At 70.9% G+C, this 18,798-nt stretch carries 16 protein-coding genes; 14 read left to right on the plus strand and 2 right to left on the minus strand.

Translation table 11 applies throughout. From position 1 onward, the window contains the following. Nucleotides 1–74 precede the first annotated feature (74 nt). The 14 genes from OG828_RS23920 (at nt 75) to OG828_RS23985 (ending at nt 15,873) form a co-directional block, all read left to right on the plus strand. Nucleotides 75–3,404, plus strand: a complete 3,330-nt coding sequence (locus OG828_RS23920; RefSeq protein WP_328502286.1) for a family 78 glycoside hydrolase catalytic domain — start codon at nt 75–77, stop codon at nt 3,402–3,404. Nucleotides 3,405–3,482: 78 nt separating this feature from the next. Then, nucleotides 3,483–4,487, plus strand: coding sequence for a FecCD family ABC transporter permease (locus OG828_RS23925; RefSeq protein WP_210579658.1), 1,005 nt, complete (start codon nt 3,483–3,485; stop codon nt 4,485–4,487). Next, a complete protein-coding gene (locus tag OG828_RS23930) occupies nt 4,484–5,629 on the plus strand; it encodes a FecCD family ABC transporter permease (protein ID WP_328502287.1) in 1,146 nt (381 codons plus the stop codon). Before OG828_RS23925 ends, OG828_RS23930 begins: the two co-directional genes overlap by 4 nt. Next, a complete protein-coding gene (locus OG828_RS23935) occupies nt 5,626–6,456 on the plus strand; it encodes an ABC transporter ATP-binding protein (RefSeq protein WP_328502288.1) in 831 nt (276 codons plus the stop codon). The genes OG828_RS23930 and OG828_RS23935 overlap by 4 nt, the downstream gene beginning before the upstream one ends. Nucleotides 6,457–6,547: 91 nt before the next feature. Next, the gene (locus OG828_RS23940; RefSeq protein WP_328439529.1) at nt 6,548–7,585 is read left to right on the plus strand and encodes an ABC transporter substrate-binding protein; all 1,038 of its coding nucleotides are present in this window, start codon (nt 6,548–6,550) and stop codon (nt 7,583–7,585) included. Between the two features lie 582 nt (nt 7,586–8,167). Then, complete coding sequence (locus tag OG828_RS23945; RefSeq protein WP_328502289.1) at nt 8,168–10,828, plus strand: RICIN domain-containing protein; 2,661 nt, start codon at nt 8,168–8,170, stop codon at nt 10,826–10,828. A gap of 137 nt (nt 10,829–10,965) precedes the next feature. Then, the gene (locus tag OG828_RS23950; protein WP_328360426.1) at nt 10,966–11,322 is read left to right on the plus strand and encodes a PRC-barrel domain-containing protein; all 357 of its coding nucleotides are present in this window, start codon (nt 10,966–10,968) and stop codon (nt 11,320–11,322) included. A 34-nt stretch (nt 11,323–11,356) separates the two neighbouring features. Next, nucleotides 11,357–11,527, plus strand: coding sequence for a hypothetical protein (locus OG828_RS23955; protein ID WP_328360429.1), 171 nt, complete (start codon nt 11,357–11,359; stop codon nt 11,525–11,527). A gap of 68 nt (nt 11,528–11,595) precedes the next feature. Further along, entirely contained in the window at nt 11,596–12,066 is a 471-nt protein-coding gene (locus OG828_RS23960) for a DUF5990 family protein (RefSeq protein ID WP_328439531.1), read from the plus strand. Between the two features lie 350 nt (nt 12,067–12,416). Continuing rightward, a complete protein-coding gene (locus OG828_RS23965; RefSeq protein WP_030224351.1) occupies nt 12,417–12,620 on the plus strand; it encodes a cold-shock protein in 204 nt (67 codons plus the stop codon). 242 nt (nt 12,621–12,862) lie between these two features. Further along, on the plus strand, nt 12,863–14,353 hold the full coding sequence (locus OG828_RS23970; RefSeq protein WP_328360434.1) for a DEAD/DEAH box helicase: 1,491 nt from the start codon (nt 12,863–12,865) through the stop codon (nt 14,351–14,353). Nucleotides 14,354–14,398: 45 nt separating this feature from the next. Next, entirely contained in the window at nt 14,399–14,677 is a 279-nt protein-coding gene (locus tag OG828_RS23975; RefSeq protein WP_443060174.1) for a CBS domain-containing protein, read from the plus strand. Between the two features lie 47 nt (nt 14,678–14,724). Continuing rightward, nucleotides 14,725–15,036 carry an SCO5918 family protein gene (locus OG828_RS23980; RefSeq protein WP_210579627.1) on the plus strand — a complete coding sequence of 104 codons (312 nt, stop codon included), beginning with the start codon at nt 14,725–14,727 and terminating at the stop codon, nt 15,034–15,036. A 495-nt stretch (nt 15,037–15,531) separates the two neighbouring features. Beyond that, nucleotides 15,532–15,873: a MerR family transcriptional regulator gene (locus OG828_RS23985; protein WP_328360440.1), complete on the plus strand. Its 342-nt coding sequence runs from the start codon at nt 15,532–15,534 to the stop codon at nt 15,871–15,873. 91 nt (nt 15,874–15,964) lie between these two features. On the opposite strand, the gene OG828_RS23990 is transcribed toward OG828_RS23985, so the two are convergent. Then, nucleotides 15,965–17,575: a VWA domain-containing protein gene (locus OG828_RS23990; protein WP_328439534.1), complete on the minus strand. Its 1,611-nt coding sequence runs from the start codon at nt 17,573–17,575 to the stop codon at nt 15,965–15,967. A gap of 21 nt (nt 17,576–17,596) precedes the next feature. Beyond that, nucleotides 17,597–18,796 carry an AAA family ATPase gene (locus tag OG828_RS23995; RefSeq protein WP_328502290.1) on the minus strand — a complete coding sequence of 400 codons (1,200 nt, stop codon included), beginning with the start codon at nt 18,794–18,796 and terminating at the stop codon, nt 17,597–17,599. Nucleotides 18,797–18,798: the final 2 nt, after the last annotated feature.

The raw sequence follows: 18,798 nt of genomic DNA on the forward strand, positions 1-18,798 counted from the left end.
CAATTCAAAGCACATTCCAAAGCGCCACAGCACAGCTTCGTTGTCCGCGGCGACACAGTGAGCGAGGAACGCGCATGGGCAGACCATGGAACCGGAGACTCTTCCTGAGGGGCACGACGGTGGGAGCGGGTGCCGGAATCACCGCATTGTCCGCCGACCTGGCGACGGCCGCCGGGCCACCGCCGCGGGACCCGGAGGACGACGACCGCACCGGAACGCTCCGCACCGGCGCACTCCGCATCGAGCGCACCACCGTCGAGTACGCCGAGCGGGTCCTCGGCACGGACGTCGAACACCCCCGCCTCAGCTGGGAGTTGTCCGCGCCGGGGCACGGCGCCCGGCAGAGCGCGTACCAGGTGCAGGTGACCCTCAGCCCCAGCCCCAGCCCCAGCCCCAAGGCGCTGACGGCCGGGCTGGTCTGGGACTCGGGGAAGGTGACGTCCGACCGCAGCGTGGGGGTCCCTTACGACGGGCCCGCACTGCGCCCCCGTACCCGCTACCACTGGCGGGTCCGGGCCTGGGACGGTGCCGGGCGCCCCTCCCGCTGGAGCGAGGCCGGCTGGTGGGAGACAACGTTGTCGGACGCCGACTGGCAGGCCCGCTGGATCGGCGCCGACGCGCCGCCGGAGCCGCCCTCCCTCTCCGGCGCCTCGTGGATCTGGTCGCCGGGCGCCACGTCCTCCGACGCTCCTGTGGGGCCCTGTTGGTTCCGGGCGGCCCTGCGTCTGCCGGACGACGGCACGCGGGTGCGGCGGGCCACCGTGGTCGCCAGCGCCGACGACGACTTCACTCTCCATCTGGACGGCCGGCAGGTGCTGCACGCGCCGGAGCAGCAGGACGGCTGGCGCACCGGCCGTGCGGTCGATGTCACCGAGGTCGTCGAGGCGGCCCGCGCCGCCGGCCGTCCGGTGATGCTCGCCGCCCGTGCCACCAACCGCCCCGGCCCGTCCGTGAACCCCGCCGGCCTGCTGGTCCGGCTGATCGTCGAGAAGGCGGACGGCGGCCCGGACGAGAGCACGTACGAACTGGTCAGCGGCCCCGGCTGGCGCGTCACCGCCACCGAACCCCAACAAGGCTGGCAGCGCCCGGAGTTCGACGACACGGGCTGGGCCGAGGCCGCCGTACTCGCTCCCTACGGGCAGGGCCCTTGGGGCAGCGGCGTGAGCGTCGCCGTGCCGGAGCAGCCCGCGCCGCTGCTGCGCCGCGCCTTCACCGTGCGGCGGCGGATCTCCCGGGCCCGCCTCTACATCAGCGGACTCGCCTACTACGAGGCCGAGATCAACGGCCGCAGGGTCGGCCGGCAGGTGCTCGACCCCGGCTTCACGGACTACGACGAGACCGTGCTCTACGCCGTCCACGACGTCACCGAGCTGGTCAGACGTGGCGAGAACGCCATCGGCGTCACCCTCGGCCGCGGCTTCTTCGGCATGACCACCCCCAACGTCTGGAACTGGCACCGCCCGCCGTGGCACGGCGAGCCCCGGCTGCTGGCCCAGCTGGAGATCGACCACCCGGACGGCTCCCGCACCACCGTCGCCTCGGACGGCGAGTGGCGGATCACCGACGGCCCGACCCTGTCCAACTCCCTCTACGCGGGCGAGACCTACGACGCTCGCCGGGCCCCGCGCGACTGGACCCGTCCCGGCTTCGACGACAGCGGCTGGCGGGCGGCGGGTGTGCAGCAGGCACCGCGGGGCGCGCTCAAGGCGCAGCCGCACGACCCGATCGAGATCGCCGAGACGGTACGGCCGACGGAGATCTCCGAACTCCGGCCCGGGGTGTACGTGGTCGACATGGGCCGCACCATGGCGGGCTGGACCCGCCTCACCGTCCACGGCGCCGACGCGGGCACCGTCGTCCGTCTCGTCCACGGCGAGAAGCTGAAGCCCGACGGAAGCGTGCACGCCGAGACCGGCCATGTTCCGGGCCGCTTCCAGACCGACGAATACATCTGCGCGGGCGGCGGCGCGGACGAGGTATGGGAGCCGAAGTTCTCGTACAAGGGCTTCCGTTACGTGGAGATCCACGGGCTGCCCGCACGGCCGTCCCCCGAGCAGGTGCTGGGGCGGCTGGTGCACACCCGTGTCGAGGAGGCCGGCTCCTTCGCCTGCTCGGAGCCGTTCTACGAGTGGCTGGACGGTGCCATGCGCCGCACGCTCCTGAACAACCTGCACGGCATCCCGACCGACACCCCCATGTACGAGAAGAACGGCTGGACCGGCGACGCCCACGTCGGCACGCCGGTGATGACGTACGCCTTCGGGGTGCACCGCTTCCTGTCCAAGTGGCTGGGTGATCTGGCGGACAGCCAGAACGAGGCGGGGCAGATCCCCGTGATCGTGCCGAGCGGCGGCTGGGGCTACCAGGAGCTGGCACCCTCCCCCGAGTGGACGACCGTCTACCCGTTCGTCGTCCGGGAGTTGTACCGGGTGTACGGGGACGAGCGCGCCGCCCGCGAGCACTGGGCGACGCTGACCCGGTATCTGGACTGGGAGCTGTCCCGGCTGCGGGACGGGCTGGCGGTCACGGCGCTCGGCGACTGGGTGGCGCCCGGCTACGAGATTCCCCCGGAGGACACCCGGCTGACCGCGACCGCGTACCTCCACCGGGCGCTGCTGCACACCGCCGAACTGGGCGAAGTGCTGGGTGACGGCGAGGTCGTGAAGCGCTACCGGGACGCCGCCGAGAATCTGAAGACCGCGTTCAACGAGGCCTTCCTGAGCCCGGAGGGCCACTACCGCACGGCGAAGGACCCCGGCTACCGGCAGACGTCCAACGCGATTCCGCTGGCCTTCGGCCTGGTACCGCCCGGCGCCCGCACCTCCGTGCTGGACAGCCTGGTGGCCGACATCGAGGCGCGCGGCAACCATCTGAACACCGGATGCCTGGGCACGAGTGTGCTGCTGAACGTCCTGTGCGCCCACGGCCGCCCGGACGTGGCACACGCCGTCGCGACCCAGCGCACGTACCCGAGCTGGGGGTACTGGCACGACAACGGCGCCGACACCATGTGGGAGATGTGGCCGCTGGACTCCCGCTCCCGCGACCACTACTTCCTGGGTACGGTCGCGCAATGGCTGTACGAGAACGTGGCCGGGCTGCGCCCCGGTGACGCCGGCTACCGCACCTTCTCGGTGCGCCCCGACGCCCGTACGGGAGTGAACTGGGCCCGTACGTCGATCCGTACGGTGCGCGGCGAGGCCGCCGTGGCCTGGTCGCGGCTCGACCGGGAGCTGCGGCTGTCGGTGCGGGTGCCGGTGGGCTCGACGGCCGAGGTGCATGTGCCGGGAGCGTCGCGCGACCGGGTGGCCGCACCCAAGGGCGCGGAGTTCCTGCGCAGCGACCCGGCGTTCGTCGTCTTCCGGGTCGGACACGGGAAGTGGACCTTCACCGGCCCGGCGTGACGCCTGGCGGACGCGCTCTTCTCACCACGTACGCTTAGGCAATCCTTAGCCAGCGGACAGTGGATACGGGAAGGGCGCATGTCAGGAGTCGCGAGCCGACGTGTCGGCTGGATGGCCGTCGCCCTCCTTCTCTTGCTGCTGGCCGTGGTACTGAGCCTCGCGGTCGGCAGCCGCACGATCGCCCCCTCGGCGGTCTGGGACGCGCTGCTGTACGGCGGCACGAGCGACGACGCTCAGGTCGTACGGGCGCTGCGGGTGCCGCGGACGGTCGTCGGTGTGCTGGTCGGGGTCGCCCTCGGCGTTGCCGGAACGGTTCTGCAGGGCATCACCCGCAACCCCATCGCCGAGCCGGGCATCCTCGGCATCAGCCAGGGCGCCTCGCTCGGCGTCGTCTGCGCCATCACCTTCTTCGGGGTGCACACGCTGAACGGATACGTCTGGTACGCCTTCGCGGGCGCGGCCGTCGCGGCGGTATGCATCTACGTCGTCGCCGGCAGCGGACGCGGAGGCGCCTCACCGGTCAAGCTCGCGCTCGCCGGCGCCGCCATGAACGCCTTCCTCGCCTCCGTCGTCACCGGCATCCTCACCACCGACGCCCGTGCCCTGGACGAGTTCCGGTTCTGGGACGTCGGCTCGATCGCCGGCCGGGACGCCTCGATCGTCGGGCAGACCTGGCCCTTCCTGGTCGCGGGGCTGCTGCTGGTGCTGGCCATGGCCCGCGGGCTGGACGCTCTCGCGCTCGGCGAGGACATCGCACGGGGGCTGGGCCGCAACGTGGCGCTGCTGCGCGCGACCGGCGCCCTCGGCGCGACCGTGCTGACCGGGGTCGCGGTCGCCGCGGCCGGACCGATCGCCTTCACCGGGCTCGCCGTCCCGCACATCGCCCGGGCGCTCGTCGGGCCCGGGCACCGCTGGCTGCTGCCCATGGCCGCCGTGCTGGGACCGGTGATGCTGCTCCTCGCGGACGTCCTCGGGCGGGTCGTCGTACGGCCCTCGGAGGTGCCGGTGGCTGTGATGACCGCGTTGGCCGGGGTGCCGTTCCTGGTGGTGCTGGTACGGCGGCGGAAGCTGGTGGCGGCATGACCCAGGACACTCCCGGGAAGATCCAGGACAGACTCCGGAAGACCCAGGACAGCCTCGGGAAGATTCAGGACAGTCCCCGGAAGGCCCCGGACCCCCTCCGCCCTCCAGGGCATGCCGTCCTGCGCGCCAGGAAGAGCAGCTTCCTGCTCCACCGCAGAAGCCTCCTCGTCGCCGCCGTCCTCACCGCGCTGCTCGCTGCCACCGTCGTCGCGTCCCTGTGCGTCGGGGAGTCCTTCGTCGCGCCGGGCGAGGTCGTCCGCGTGCTGCTGGGTCTGCCCAGCCCCGACCAGCTGGTCGTCGGCACGCTCAGGTTGCCGCGGCTGGTGACCGGGCTGCTGGTGGGTGCCGCGTTCGGGATCTCCGGCGCGCTGATCCAGACCGTCGCCCGCAATGCGCTGGCCAGCCCTGACGTCATCGGCGTGACGCACGGAGCGGGTGCGGCGACGGTCGCGGCGATGACGTTCGGCGTCACCTCGTACGCCGTACTCCCCTACGTCTCCGTCGCCGGCGGTCTCGCGGCGGCGCTGCTCGTCTATCTGCTCGCGTGGCGGCGCGGGCTGCACGCCACCCGGTTCGTCCTCATCGGCATCGGCATCTCGGTGGCCCTCGGTTCCCTGACCCGGCTGTTCGTGACCAAGGGCGACTACCTGGTCGCCCAGCAGGCCAAGGTCTGGCTCACCGGCTCCCTCAACGGCCGCGGCTACGACCAGGCCGCACCGCTCGCGACCGTACTCCTGCTGCTCGTGCCGTTCCTGCTGTGGGCGGCCCGCGCCCAGCGTGGCGCGGGCCTCGACGACGACACCGCCACCGCCCTCGGCACCCGGCTCGACCGGGACCGGCTCGGGCTTGGCGCGCTCGGTGTGGTGCTGGCGTCCGTGGCGACCGGTGCCGCCGGACCGGTGGACTTCGTGGCGCTGCTCGCCCCGCAGATCGCCCGCAGGCTCACCCGCACCCCGCACATCCCGCTGTTGTGCTCGGCGCTGATGGGCGCGCTGATCGTGACCGTCGCCGACCTGCTGGCACGCCGGCTCTTCTCGCCGACCGAGCTGCCGGTCGGCGTGTTCACCGCCGTGGTGGGTGCCCCGTATCTGATGTGGCTGATCGTCAGCTCCCGTAGCGGCCGTTCCGGAGGAACCGCGTGACCGGCAACCGTCTCACCGCCCAGGGCCTCACCCTCGCCTACGAGGACCGCACGGTCGTCGACGGCCTGGACCTTCAGGTCCCGGACGGGAAGGTCACCGTCATCGTCGGGCCCAACGCCTGTGGAAAGTCCACCCTGTTGCGCGCCCTGGGCCGGCTGCTGAAGCCGAAGCGGGGCGCGGTGCTGCTCGACGGCACCGAGCTGTCCCGCATCCCGACCCGGCGGATCGCCCAGGCGGTCGGCCTGCTGCCGCAGACGCCCGTGCCGCCGGAGGGCATCACCGTCGCCGACCTGGTCTCGCGCGGCCGGCAGCCGCACCAGAAGTGGTGGCAGCAGTGGTCGGAGGCGGACGAGACGGCCGTCGCCCGGGCGATGGAGCGCACCGGGACCGCCGAGCTCGCCGAGCGGCCGGTCGACGAGCTGTCGGGCGGTCAGCGTCAGCGTGTGTGGATCGCGATGGCCCTCGCCCAGGACACCGACGTCCTGCTGCTCGACGAACCGACGACCTATCTCGACATCGCCCACCAGGTGGAAGTCCTGGACCTGGTACGGCAGTTGAACCAGGAGCGAGGCCGGACCGTGGTCGCCGTGCTGCACGACCTGAACCAGGCCGCCCGCTACGCCGACCACATCGTCGCCATGAAGACGGGCCGGATCGTGGCGCAGGGCGCGCCGGCCGACGTCGTCACCGCCGAGCTGGTCGAGGACGTCTTCGGACTCGCGTCGGTCGTCGTGCCGGATCCGGTGACGGGCGATCCGCTGGTGGTGCCGGGGCCGCCGCGTTCGGCGCGTCCGACCGTGCCTGAGCAGGCCGTACCGGGAACGTGATCGGAGCCACATGCTCCGGATGCTCCGGACGCACAGGCTTCTCATAAAGTAAGGCTCGCCTAAGTTTCATCCGTACGACGGGAGCCTTCCCATGTCTGCCAGCCGCCGCGGTACCGCCGCCGCAGCCCTCGCCCTCGCCGCCGCGCTCTCGCTGACGGCCTGCGGCGGCTCCTCCGGAAGCGGCGAGAAGTCGTCCACGGGATCCGGCGACAAGAAGGCGGTCGCCCAGGGCGGCGAGGACTTCTCGAAGGCGGCGGAGCAGACCGCGGCGATGGGCACCGACGCCAAGGCGGGTGAGTGGCCGCGGACCGTCGAGCACGCCATGGGCGAGACCGAGATCAAGGCGCAGCCCAAGCGTGTCGTCGTCCTGGACGTCGGAGAGCTCGACAACGTGGTGTCGCTCGGCATCAAGCCGGTCGGTCTCGCCCCCACCGAGGGCTCCCCCGAGCTGCCGTCGTACCTGAAGAAGGAAGCGGGCAGCCCGGCGGACATCGGCACGATCAACAACCTCAACCTCGAGGCCATCGCCGGGCTCAAGCCCGACCTGATCCTCGGCAGCCAGCTGCGCGCCGCCGACAAGTACGACGAGCTGTCGCAGATCGCGCCGACCGTCTTCTCCCTGCGGCCGGGCTTCACGTGGAAGGAGAACTACCTCCTCAACGCGGCCGCCCTGGACAAGACCGCCGAGGCGAAGACCCACCTCGCGGAGTACGACAAGAAGGTGACGGCGCTGAAGACGAAGCTCGGCGCCGACAAGCCGACCGTCTCGATGGTCCGTTACCTCCCCGACGGCGTGATCCGCCTCTACGCGAACGCCTCGTTCATCGGCACGATCCTCAAGGACCTCGAGATCCCCCGCCCGAAGAACCAGGACATCGAGGACCTCGCCGCCGAGATCAGCGCCGAGAACATCGACCAGGCCGACGCCGACTACATCTTCACCGGCGTCTACGGCGAACCGAACGCCACGGACAAGTCCACGGCGCAGGGCAACCCGCTGTGGAAGAACCTCGACGCCGTCAAGGCCGGGCGCGCGTACGACGTTCCGGACGAGACCTGGTACCTCGGCCTCGGCGTGATGGCCGCCGACGAGGTCCTCGCCGACCTGGAGAAGCACCTCACCAAGTAGGCGCACGGAGCTGCATGCCCACACCACGCGCGTGGGGGGAGCGGCCGGGACCTCGTCTCGCGCGACACCAGCGGCAACCTGTACCGCAAGAGCGGTGACGGCAGGGGTCGTTCGGCAGCCGCACGAAGATCGCGACGGGCCGGCAGGGGTACAAGGCCGTCGGCTGAGGAACGTCGACCCCGTGGCGCCCGCTGCCGGGCCCACGTCGCCCCGTCCGGGCCCGGCAGTTCGTCCCGCAGCAAACTGCCGGGCCTCCGTCTGCGAGGCAGGGCGCGCGGCGCGGGGCCCGTCGGCCTTGTGGTGGCCGCTACGGCCGAACTCCGGGGGCTGACTCTCCTGCACCATGGCCGGGACCTCCGCGGCGTCGATCCAGCGCGACGGCCTCGGAGAATTCGGGCCGGCGCATGTTCGCTGATCAACGCCTGCCGCACCGCACCACGAGGTGATCTGAAGACAGTTCCCGGCTCAAGGCAACCCTTTGCGTCGTCTGTGACCACAAGGAGTCGGATCCGGCCGATCGGTGGCTGGATGCACCTTCCTCCGGTGAACGGCGTGAACGGCATGCAAGGAGAGCACTTCCCCATGAAGAACCCCACGAACGACGGGCGCCGCGGGCGGCACCGCCGTCGCTGGACCGCGACCGGTCTGCTGCTCGGCGTGCCCGCCATCGTCGTGCCGTATCTGCTGTTCGCGCAGGAGGACTCGCAGGCCGCGACGGTCGACAGCAATGCCTACTACCGGCTGGTTTCCGTACGCAGCGGCAAGGTGCTGGACGTCAACGCCTTCTCCACCGCCGACGGCACCCGCATCCAGCAGTGGACCGACCAGAACACCGCCAACCAGCAGTGGAAGCTGAGACCCACGGGGGACGGCTACTACGAGCTGGTGAACCGCAACAGCGGCAAAGTGCTGGGCATAGCGGGCAATTCGACCGCCCGCGCGGCCGCCGCCGAGCAGCAGACCGACAGCTCCGCCACTTCTCAAGAGTGGCGGATCGACGAGGTGAGCGGCGCCGACGCCGTCACCTTCACGTCCCGCAGGAGCGGCCAGGTCCTGGACGTCTCCGGAGGCTCCAAGGCCGAGGGCGGGGCGGTCATCCAGTATCCCGGCAAGGGCAGCACCAACCAGCAGTGGAAGCTGGTGAAGACGGCCGAGACCCAGGCGGCCGGGACGGGTGCCGCGCAGACCACGGCCGCGGCCGGACCGTATGCCTGGAAGAACGCCCAGGTGGTGGGCGGCGGTTACGTCACCGGGCTGGTGTTCAACCAGCGCGAGAAGGGCCTGCTGTACGCCCGCACCGACATGGGCGGCGCCTACCGCTGGGACACCGCGGCCGAGCAGTGGATCCCGCTGACCGACTGGGCCGGCGAGAAGGACTGGAACCTGCTGGGCATCGACTCGGTGGCCACCGACCCCGTCGACCCCGACCGGCTCTACCTCGGGGCGGGCACCTACACCAACAGCTGGGCGGGCAACGGAGAGATCCTGCGCTCCAAGGACCGTGGCCGCACCTTCCAGCGCACCGCTCTGCCCTTCAAGCTGGGCGCCAACGAGGACGGCCGCGGCGCGGGCGAACGGCTGGTGGTCAACCCCGCTGACAACGGCACCCTGCTCCTCGGCACCCGCAAGAACGGCCTGTGGCGCAGCACCGATCACGGCACGACATGGAGCCAGGTCTCCTCGTTCCCCGTCAAGGACGGGGCGAGCAGCGGCGCGGGCATCTCCTTCGTGACGTACGACCCGAAGGACAGCAGGACGGTCTACGTCGGCGTCGCCGACAAGTCCACCTCCCTGTACCGCTCCACCGACGGCGGCAGCACCTGGCAGGCCGTCTCCGGGCAGCCCACCGGCCAGATGCCCCAGCACGGCGTGGTCTCCGGTGACGGCTCGCTGTACCTGACGTACACCAACGTCGTCGGACCCAACGGCGTGACCGCGGGCTCGGTGTGGAAGTACACGCCGGCCGGCGGCGCGTGGAAGAACATCTCGCCGTCCCAGGGCAGTTACGGGTTCTCCGGTCTGGCCGTCGACCCGCGCAAGCCCTCCACGGTGATGGTCACCACCCTCGACCGCTGGTGGCCCGAGGACGAGATCTACCGGACCACCGACGGCGGTACGACCTGGAAGGCGCTGGCCGACAAGTCGGAGCGGGACGCCTCCGCCGCTCCTTACGTCGGTACCGGCACCGGGCACTGGATGACCGCCCTCGCCATCGACCCCTTCGACTCCGGGCACGTGCTGTACGGCACCGGCAGCGGCATCTGGCGCAGCAAGGACGCGAACGCCTCCGACAGCGGCGGCACCAGCCACTGGACCGTGGGGGCCCGAGGGCTGGAAGAGACCGCGGTGCTGGACGCGGTCGCCCCGCCCGGCGGCGCCACCGTCGTCTCCTCCATGGGTGACCTCGGCGGTTTCCACTACGGCTCCGCCGGCTCCCTGGTCAAGGTGCCCTCCGGGCGGCTGAAGAACCCGATGATGATCACCAGCACGGACATCGACTTCGCCCAGTCCAACCCGTCACTGATGGTCCGCGTCGGCCGTGGCGGCGAGCAGGACGGCGCCTACTCCACCGACGGTGGCAGCAGCTGGAACGGCTTCAAGTCGGAGCCCGTGGGCAGCGCCGACAGCGGCCAGGTCGCGCTCGCGGCGGACGGCTCCGCCATCGTCTGGACCGAGGAGGGCCAGGCCCCGTACCGCTCGACCGACAAGGGAGCGAGCTGGTCGAAGGTCGGCGGCCTGGGCAACGGCGCCGTGGTCGTCGCCGACCGCTCCTCGGCCAAGACCTTCTACGCACTCTCCGGCGGCACGCTCCACGCCAGCACCGACGGCGGCGCCACCTTCACCGCCCGCGCCGGCAACCTGCCCGCCGGCCGGCTCGCGGCCGTCCCCGGCATCGCAGGGGACCTGTGGATCGCCGACGGTGGCAAGGGGCTGCTGCACTCCACCGACGGCGGTCGCACCTTCACCACGCTAGGCACGGTGAAGTCCGCCTCCGCCCTCGGCTTCGGCAAGGCCGCGCCCGGCGCCTCCTACCAGGCCCTCTACCTGATCGGCACCGTCAAGGACGTCACCGGAGTCTTCCGCTCCACCGACCAGGGCGCCACCTGGCTCCGCGTCAACGACGACGCCCACCAGTGGGGCAGCATCGGCGGGACCGGCGTCATCACCGGCGACCCCGACACCTACGGCCGCGTCTACGTCGGCACCAACGGCCGCGGCCTCCAGTACGGCGACCCGTCCTGACCCAGCCGCCCGAGCGGGGCCGCAGGCACGACAGCCTGCGGCCCCGCTGTGTCTGCCCGAAGAATCCCCAGTGTCGGAAAAGTGCTGCGGTCCTACGATGACAACTGGGCCCGTGCTCTCACAAGCAAGGGAGCAACATGATCCGTTCAGCCGACATCCGCGAGTGGCGCAACGAGGACGTGGTCGATCTGAAGCGGCGCAAGATCGGCACGCTCGAAGCGATCTATGTGGACACCGCCACGGACGAACCGTCCATGGCCACGGTCCGGACCGGGCTGCTCGGCCGCCAGCGGCTGGTCTTCGTCCCCGTCGACGAGGCCGTGCTCGGGCCGGGCTACGTCCAGGTTCCGTACGCCAAGACGCACGTACGCCAGGCTCCCGCGATCGGGACGGACGACGTACTGCCCGCCGAACAGGAGGAAGCGATCTTCCGGCACTACGACATGACGTACCGACCGGGTGCCACCGGCGAACGCCGACTCGCGCGCCGTTGACCACCCCCACGCGGCAGAAGGAGGCGTTCGGGTGATGGTGCTGTTCCTGCTGCTCGTCCTCGTGGCCGTCGTCCTGGGAATCATCGGCGCGGCGGCGGACGGCCTGGGCTATCTGCTGGCCATCGGCATCGTGCTCTTCGTGGCCGATGTGGCCTTCTTCTCGGTGCGAGCGTTCCGGCGTGCCAGGCGGCGCCCCATCCGCTGACGTCCCGGGCCCACCCCGGCCGGCGGGCGGCTGAGCTCTGCGGGGACGATGGCGGGATGATGGCCGCCATGCACGTCCGTATCGACGCCGTCGACCTGCCCGGCCTCACCCGCCCCGCCTCCGTCGACGGCACAGTCCCCGCGTACGGCAACATCCACGTCGCCGTGCAACGCCGCGACCGTCCCGCCGAGCTGCTGGAGCCACAGCCGGGCGACGCGCCGTCCGCGACATGGACTCTGGAGTGCACCACGAGCGCCTCGCCGACCGGCACCGTGGTCAAGGGCCCCTACGTGCAGCACCGTCTGGGCCGGCGGTTCATCTACCTCTCCTGGGGCACGGTCGACGAGTCCGGCACCTTTACGATGTTCCGCCGCGCCAAGCTCATGCTCGACGTCATCCCCGCCGACGTCCTCACCGCCGCCGCGCGCGACGGGCTGCTGATCGGACGCCTCGGCCTCACCGACGCGCAGGGCGGTCCCCTGTGCGCACGCGTGGAACCCCCGAACATCACCTGGACCGTCGGCGTCCGGCAGATGTGACCTTTATTGCGATGGTGGGGTCTCGGTATGTTCGCGTTGTCAGCGCCGCAAGGCTCATCGTCCGAGGTCACGGCGCTGTGGCCGACCGTAACCGGCGGAAACACTGCATGCGCGCGGAGCAATATCTGTAGCCGCGAAGTAAGAAATAGGTGCGGTGCACCGCGATTATTCCTCGGGCGCCGACCGCGGCGGAAATTGTCGACCACACGGGGCCGGTCGCACCATGCTAATGTCGATCTCAGTTGCAGGTGTGGTTGCCAGAAGGTTCATTTTCCGACGGGGTAATCAGCACGGCGACGCGGAATTCGCACAGTGCGGATTCCGGACTTCGTCTCCGAAGGAGAATTGACATGGCTACTGGCACCGTGAAGTGGTTCAACGCGGAAAAGGGCTTCGGCTTCATCGAGCAGGACGGCGGCGGCGCCGACGTCTTCGCCCACTACTCGAACATCGCCGCCCAGGGCTTCCGCGAGCTGCAGGAAGGCCAGAAGGTGTCCTTCGACATCGCGCAGGGCCAGAAGGGCCCGACGGCCGAGAACATCGTTCCCGCCTGACACCCGCAGCAACGCATACTTCGCAGCTGGGGCCCGCACCTTGGGGTGCGGGCCTCGGCTCGCTGCTTTTCAGGGCGCACGACGGGAAGGCTCCACCACATCACCGAACGGTGATGCATCCCCCGTCGATCCGATTCGGCGCCCATCATCACCGGCCCGTTCTCGTGATTCTCTGCGCCGTTCATTTTGCTGCGGAAATTCCTTGCTACGTGCCTACGTGCTCACAACGAGGAAGGTTCCGCTTGAACCGCGCACGCACCACCCGCACGACCCGTACCTACGACCGCTCCCGGGGTTCCGCCCCGACGCGCTCGGGAACGTCGTCGCGGCGTTCCACCGGCTACGACCGCCGACAGCCCGCGCTCCAGGGCGAGTTCGCCCTGCCGGTGACGATCACCCCCGCGCTGCCCGCCGTCGAGTCGTTCGCCGACCTCGCCATGCCGGCGCCGCTGCTGGCCGCGCTCGGTCAGGAGGGCGTGACCATACCGTTCCCGATCCAGGGGGCGACCCTGCCGAACTCCCTCGCCGGACGTGACGTGCTCGGCCGCGGCCGTACCGGGTCGGGCAAGACCCTGGCCTTCGGCCTCGCTCTGCTGGCCCGTACCGCGGGCCGGCGTGCGCAGCCGCGGCAGCCGCTCGCCCTGGTCCTCGTCCCCACCCGCGAGCTGGCCCAGCAGGTGACCGACGCGCTGACCCCGTACGCCCGCTCCGTGCAGCTGCGGCTGGCGACCGTGGTCGGCGGGATGTCCATCGGCAGGCAGGCCGGTGCGCTACGGGCCGGAGCCGAGGTCGTCGTCGCGACGCCGGGGCGGCTCAAGGACCTCATCGACCGGGGCGACTGCCGACTGGACGCCGTCACCATCACCGTCCTCGACGAGGCCGACCAGATGGCCGACATGGGCTTCATGCCCCAGGTCACCGCGCTGCTCGACCAGGTGCGCCCCGAAGGGCAGCGGATGCTCTTCTCCGCCACCCTGGACCGCAACGTCGACCGGCTGGTCCGCCGCTACCTGTCCGACCCGGTGGTCCACTCCGTCGACCCGTCGGCGGGCGCGGTCACCACGATGGAGCACCACCTGCTCCACGTGCACGAAGCGGACAAGTACCAGACGACCACCGAGATCGCGGCGCGAGACGGCCGGGTGATCATGTTCCTGGACACCAAGCACGCCGTGGACCGGCTGACGAAGCACCTGCTCAGCAGCGGCGTCCGCGCCGCGGCTCTGCACGGGGGCAAGTCCCAGCCCCAGCGCACGCGGACCCTCGCCCAGTTCAAGACCGGTCATGTGACGGTCCTGGTGGCGACCAATGTCGCGGCTCGCGGCATCCACGTCGACAACCTCGACCTGGTCGTCAACGTGGATCCGCCGAGCGACCACAAGGACTACCTGCACCGCGGCGGCCGTACCGCCCGCGCCGGCGAGTCCGGCAGCGTCGTCACCCTGGTGACACCCAGCCAGCGTCGCGGCATGAGCCGGCTGATGGCGTCGGCCGCCATCACCCCGCAGATCACCTCGGTACGTTCGGGTGAAGCGGAACTGAGCCGCATCACCGGCGCCCAGGCCCCTTCCGGTGTCCCGGTCGTCATCACCGCACCGCCCGCGGAACGTCCGGCCCGCGCCGGCGCTCCCTCGTCCCGAGGCCGCCGCGGCCGTCCCGCCCGGGGGCGCACCGCCGGTGAAGCGGGGCGGCGCAGGACGCAGCGGCCGTCCGCCTTCGGCCCGGCGGCGTAGTCGCCGCGACCTCGAACGTTGACCCATCTCCGACGGAGGCAGCATTTGACACCGGTTCAGGCACAGCAGATGCGGACGGACCGCTCCCCCATCGCCTCCGTAGTCGAGGGCATGGACGCGTCCGGACCCCGGGTCGGGGACGACATGACCGTCGAGGTCGCCCTGTCCCTCATGGCCAGTGCTCGTGTGGAGTTCCTCGTGCTGTGCGACGGGGACGACCAGTACACGGGCTCGGTCACCCGGGCCGAACTCGTCGCTCACCGCGGCAGTTCCACGTACACGGACCGGATCCGTCTACAGGACGTCCTCACCCTCTCCCGCTGATCGACCCGCCTCGATCAGTCCGTTCTCCTTCTCCCCTGAGGGGCATCATGCGCTGTGTCATCGCCCGGTACCCGTTCGACCTGACCAAGAGCGGAGTGCTGGCCTCCATGAAGGGCGTCACGCCCGAGCTCATCACGGGTGAGTCCGTGACCATCGGCCGCCGTCGCTACCCCGTCAAGCAGGTGGGCCAGGTGCTCACCCGACAGGACCCCCGCGACTTCACCGGCGGCGAAGTCGTCCGGGCCATGACCGGCCTGGGCTTCACGTGCCACGCCCGCCTGGAGGCCGAGCCCGTGCCGGTCCCCACCGCGGTCCAGACCGCGTCGGCACTGCTCGGCTCCGCATCCCTGGACGTATGAGAACGGGCGGGAAACCGCCATCTGGATCCCGATGAGGGCCCTGCCGACGCGCGTCGGCAGGGCCCTCTTCGTTGTCCCGTCCGTTCCCCTGGAGATCTGGTCCCCCGGACAGCTGAAATCTACTCTTGTCAGAGTAGACATTGGGCTCTGTCGCGGTTAGCCTTCTTCTCGTAGACACGGTCAAGTGAGTCCCGGCAGACACGAACTGCCGGGAAGCAAGTGGTAGTTGGTTCAGAGTGATCAGAGGAAGGACGGAGGAGCAGACGCCATCAGGATCGCCCGGCCGAGCAGCACCGGTCCGGGTACCGCAAGACTCCGGATTGGAAGGTGGTCCCCGGTCACGCAGCCGCGATCCCCGCACTCCCTTCTGCAGGGCTGGTAGCGGAAACAGAAGGTCGGCAGAGCATGAGGGCCGACAGATGGTGTTCAATTTCCTTCGGGGCCCTGGTGCCGTACGGCACCGGGGCCCCTCGACGCGTTGTACTACGAGGTGACATGACAGCAGATACCCCTCTCAGTGGTCGTCTGGACGACGACGACTACCCCGCCTACACGATGGGGCGGGCCGCCGAGATGCTCGGCACCACCCCGGCCTTCCTACGAGCCATCGGCGAGGCTCGCCTGATCACTCCGCTGCGCTCGGAGGGCGGACACCGCCGCTACTCCCGCTACCAGCTGCGGATCGCCGCACGCGCCCGCGAACTCGTCGACAAGGGCACCCCGATCGAGGCCGCTTGCCGCATCGTCATCCTCGAGGACCAACTCGAGGAAGCCCAACGCATCAACGCCGAGTACCGCCGCCGCGCCGGGCATGAGGCGCACGGCAGTACCGGCTGAGCGCCCCGGACGAGGTGTCCGGGGAGTCGGTGCCGCGGTGGCCGCTTTTCCTTACACCGCGGCGATGTCCTCGTAAGGACTACGGCCCTCGTCAGATCACGCGGAAGAGGTCCGCGGCGGCGTGGACGTCGGTGAGGTCGCCGATGGAGCGGAGGTTGTCGCAGAGGGCGTGGAGGACGGAGTCGGAGGCGGCGACGCGTGGGGTGCCGACGGCGATGCCGAAGAGGCGGAAGTCGAGGAGGTGCTTGGCGTCGTTCCAGTCGCGCGTCCACTGCTCGGTGACGCCGCAGTCGTCGTCGGTGAGGATCACGATGTCGCCGCGTGTGCGGGTGGCGTCGTTGAACTCGTCCCGCAGGAGTTCCGCGGCGGCTGTCAGGGGGCGCTGGTAGCTGGTGCCGCCGCCCAGGAAGGTCTCCGCGAAGTCGAGGGTCCGGGTGATGTCGGCCGGCCGGTCGGCCGGGAAGCGGAAGATCTGGAGCTTGTCGGCGGCGGAGAACAGAATGCCGACGAAGTCGCGCCCCGCGTTGCGGGCCTGGTCCAGCAGCGCCAGGGCGCAGGCCTTGGCCCACGCCTCACGGGTGATTCCGCCGGGCCCTGCCTCGTACATGGAGTGCGAGGTGTCCACGCACGCGATGACGGCGCCCTGGCCGGTGGTCTGCTCGCCCTGGCTGTCGTAGAGCATCAGCTCCCCGGCGGCGTAGCGCGCGGCGAAGACCGCACGCAGCTCGGGCAGGCCGAGGCTCGCCAGCTCGGAGGGGATGACGCGGGAGAGGTCGTCGCCGAGCGTGACGCCGATCAGTTCACCGGCGGTGTTCTCCACCTTGCGGGCGCGCTCGCCGCTCGCCATCTGACGGAAACGGCCGATCAGTTCGGCCCACTGGGCGAGACGGCCCGTGCGCAGCCGCTCGGCGAGCCGGGCGCGCTGCTCGAACGGCATCCGCTCCAGCTCACCGGGGCCGACGCCCCACGCCCGCATCAGCGTCGCCTCCCCCCGCACGGCCTCGACGGCCCGCGCCGCGGCGTTCCGCGCGGCGGCACGGATGCCGGGGACCGCCGCCGCCCCGAGGGCTTGCGCCGCCTCCCGCGCGGCGGCTTCCGCGGCCTCGATCGCCCGTTGTACGGCGTCGGCGTCCGAGGGCGACACCGTGCCGTCCTCGTCGGCCCCGTCCGCGGCCTGCTGGAGCGCCTCGTCCACGGCGGTCGCCGCGTCTACGGCGGCCTGCTGGGCCTTCTTCGCCTGCTCGGCCCGTTCCCGGGCGTCCCTGGAACGGTCCAGCATCCCGCGCAGCGCGGCGGCCTGGGCGAGTACGGCCATGGCGGCGGCGTAGGGGTCGCCGGCCGTCTCCCGGTGCAGCTCCGCGAACTCCGGTGACTCCATCAATGCGGTGACGACCTGGTGGTTGACCAGCCGGGAGGGGTCCATCTCCGCGCGCTCGCGCAGTCTCGGCCCGACCTTGTACGCGGCCAGGAACACGTCGGTCAGGAGGTCCGTGGCGGTGTCGTCGTAGCGCTGGATCAGTTCCTCGGCCAGGTCGCGCAGTCCGGCCGACTGGTCGTAGGTGTCGCGCCAGGTGAAACGGTCGAAGCGGTCCGTGACCACGGCCGCCGTATGCCGCTCGGGAGCGGCGGCGGCGGGCAGGCCGTCCAGCCACTTCCCGGCTTGGCTCGCCAACTCATCGATCGTGCGGGGTGTGTTGGCCATGGTCCTGATTCCCCCGCCTGCTCAGAGCTGAGCCTGCACCATGCTCGCGTCCACGCCGAGGGCCTCGGTGAGGACGCGGGCGCGGACGGCGCGTTGGCGGGCGGTGACCCGGTCGATTGCGGTGGTGGAGCGGCCGGCGGTCACCGCCTCCTCGCGCAGTTTCTCCAGCCGCTTGCCCGCGGTGGCGAGCTGGTTGTGGGCCTTCTTGATGACCCACTCGCTCAGCGCCTCGCGGGACTGCCCGGCCATGGCGTCGAGCTGGGCCTCCAACTCGTCTACGACGTCGGCCAGGTCGAGCGCCTCCTTGGCGTCCGGGTTGACCAGGTGCAGCACCTCGCGCTCGACGGTGGGGCGCTGCGCGGGGGAGTCCCACAGCACGTGGGTCAGCACCGACAGGTCGTTCTCAGCGACCGCCGGGCGCCCGTCGAGGTATGCGGACGCCTGGAGCAGGCCCACCGCCTGCCGCCAGCGTCGGTCGGAGACGACGAGTTCCTTGCGACGCAGGGAAGCCCGCAGCGTGCATACGGCGTCCACGATCGCGTCGGAGACGTCCACGGCGGGGACGGCCTCGGTCACGGCGTGCTGCAACGCGGCCAGTTCGACGGTGGTCCGGGTCGGTGGAGCGGGGCGGCTGACGGCGGAGCGGACCAGCGCGGCGAAGTTGGAGGGGTCCTCCAGGTAGCCGACTTCGATGCGGACCAGCAGACGGTCGTAGATCGCGGCGGAATCCTCCGCGCTGGGCAGTTCGTTGCTGGCCGTGATGGCCCCGATCAGAGGGCAGCGGATCGGCTCGCCGCCGCTCTCGGGGTGGTAGATCCGCTCGTTGAGATAGCCAAGGGTCTCGTTCAGCGCCGCCGTGGAGCACTTGAAGATCTCGTCGATGAACGCGATGTGCGCGGTCGTGGCGCGGCCGTCGTAGACCTGGCGGTACTCGCCCCGGGCCAGCGCGGCGACGTCGATGGGGCCGAACATCCTCGTCGGCGCGGTGAACTTCGACAGCAGGATCTCCCAGTACGACGCCCCCTCGACCCTGCCGGTCAGCTCCCGGGCCATCTCCGACTTCGCCGTTCCGGGCGGGCCCAGCACCAGGGAGTGCTGTCCGGCCAGCAGGGTCACCACCAGGGTCCGCACCACGTCGGCCCGCTCGTAGAAACGGTCGGACAGCTCGTCGCTGATCGCCCGCAGGAGCTTGGCCGTGTGCTGCGCGTCCGGTGCGTCCATGT

Origin of the sequence: Streptomyces sp. NBC_00457 (assembly GCF_036014015.1) — a bacterium.
Classification (GTDB): domain Bacteria; phylum Actinomycetota; class Actinomycetes; order Streptomycetales; family Streptomycetaceae; genus Streptomyces.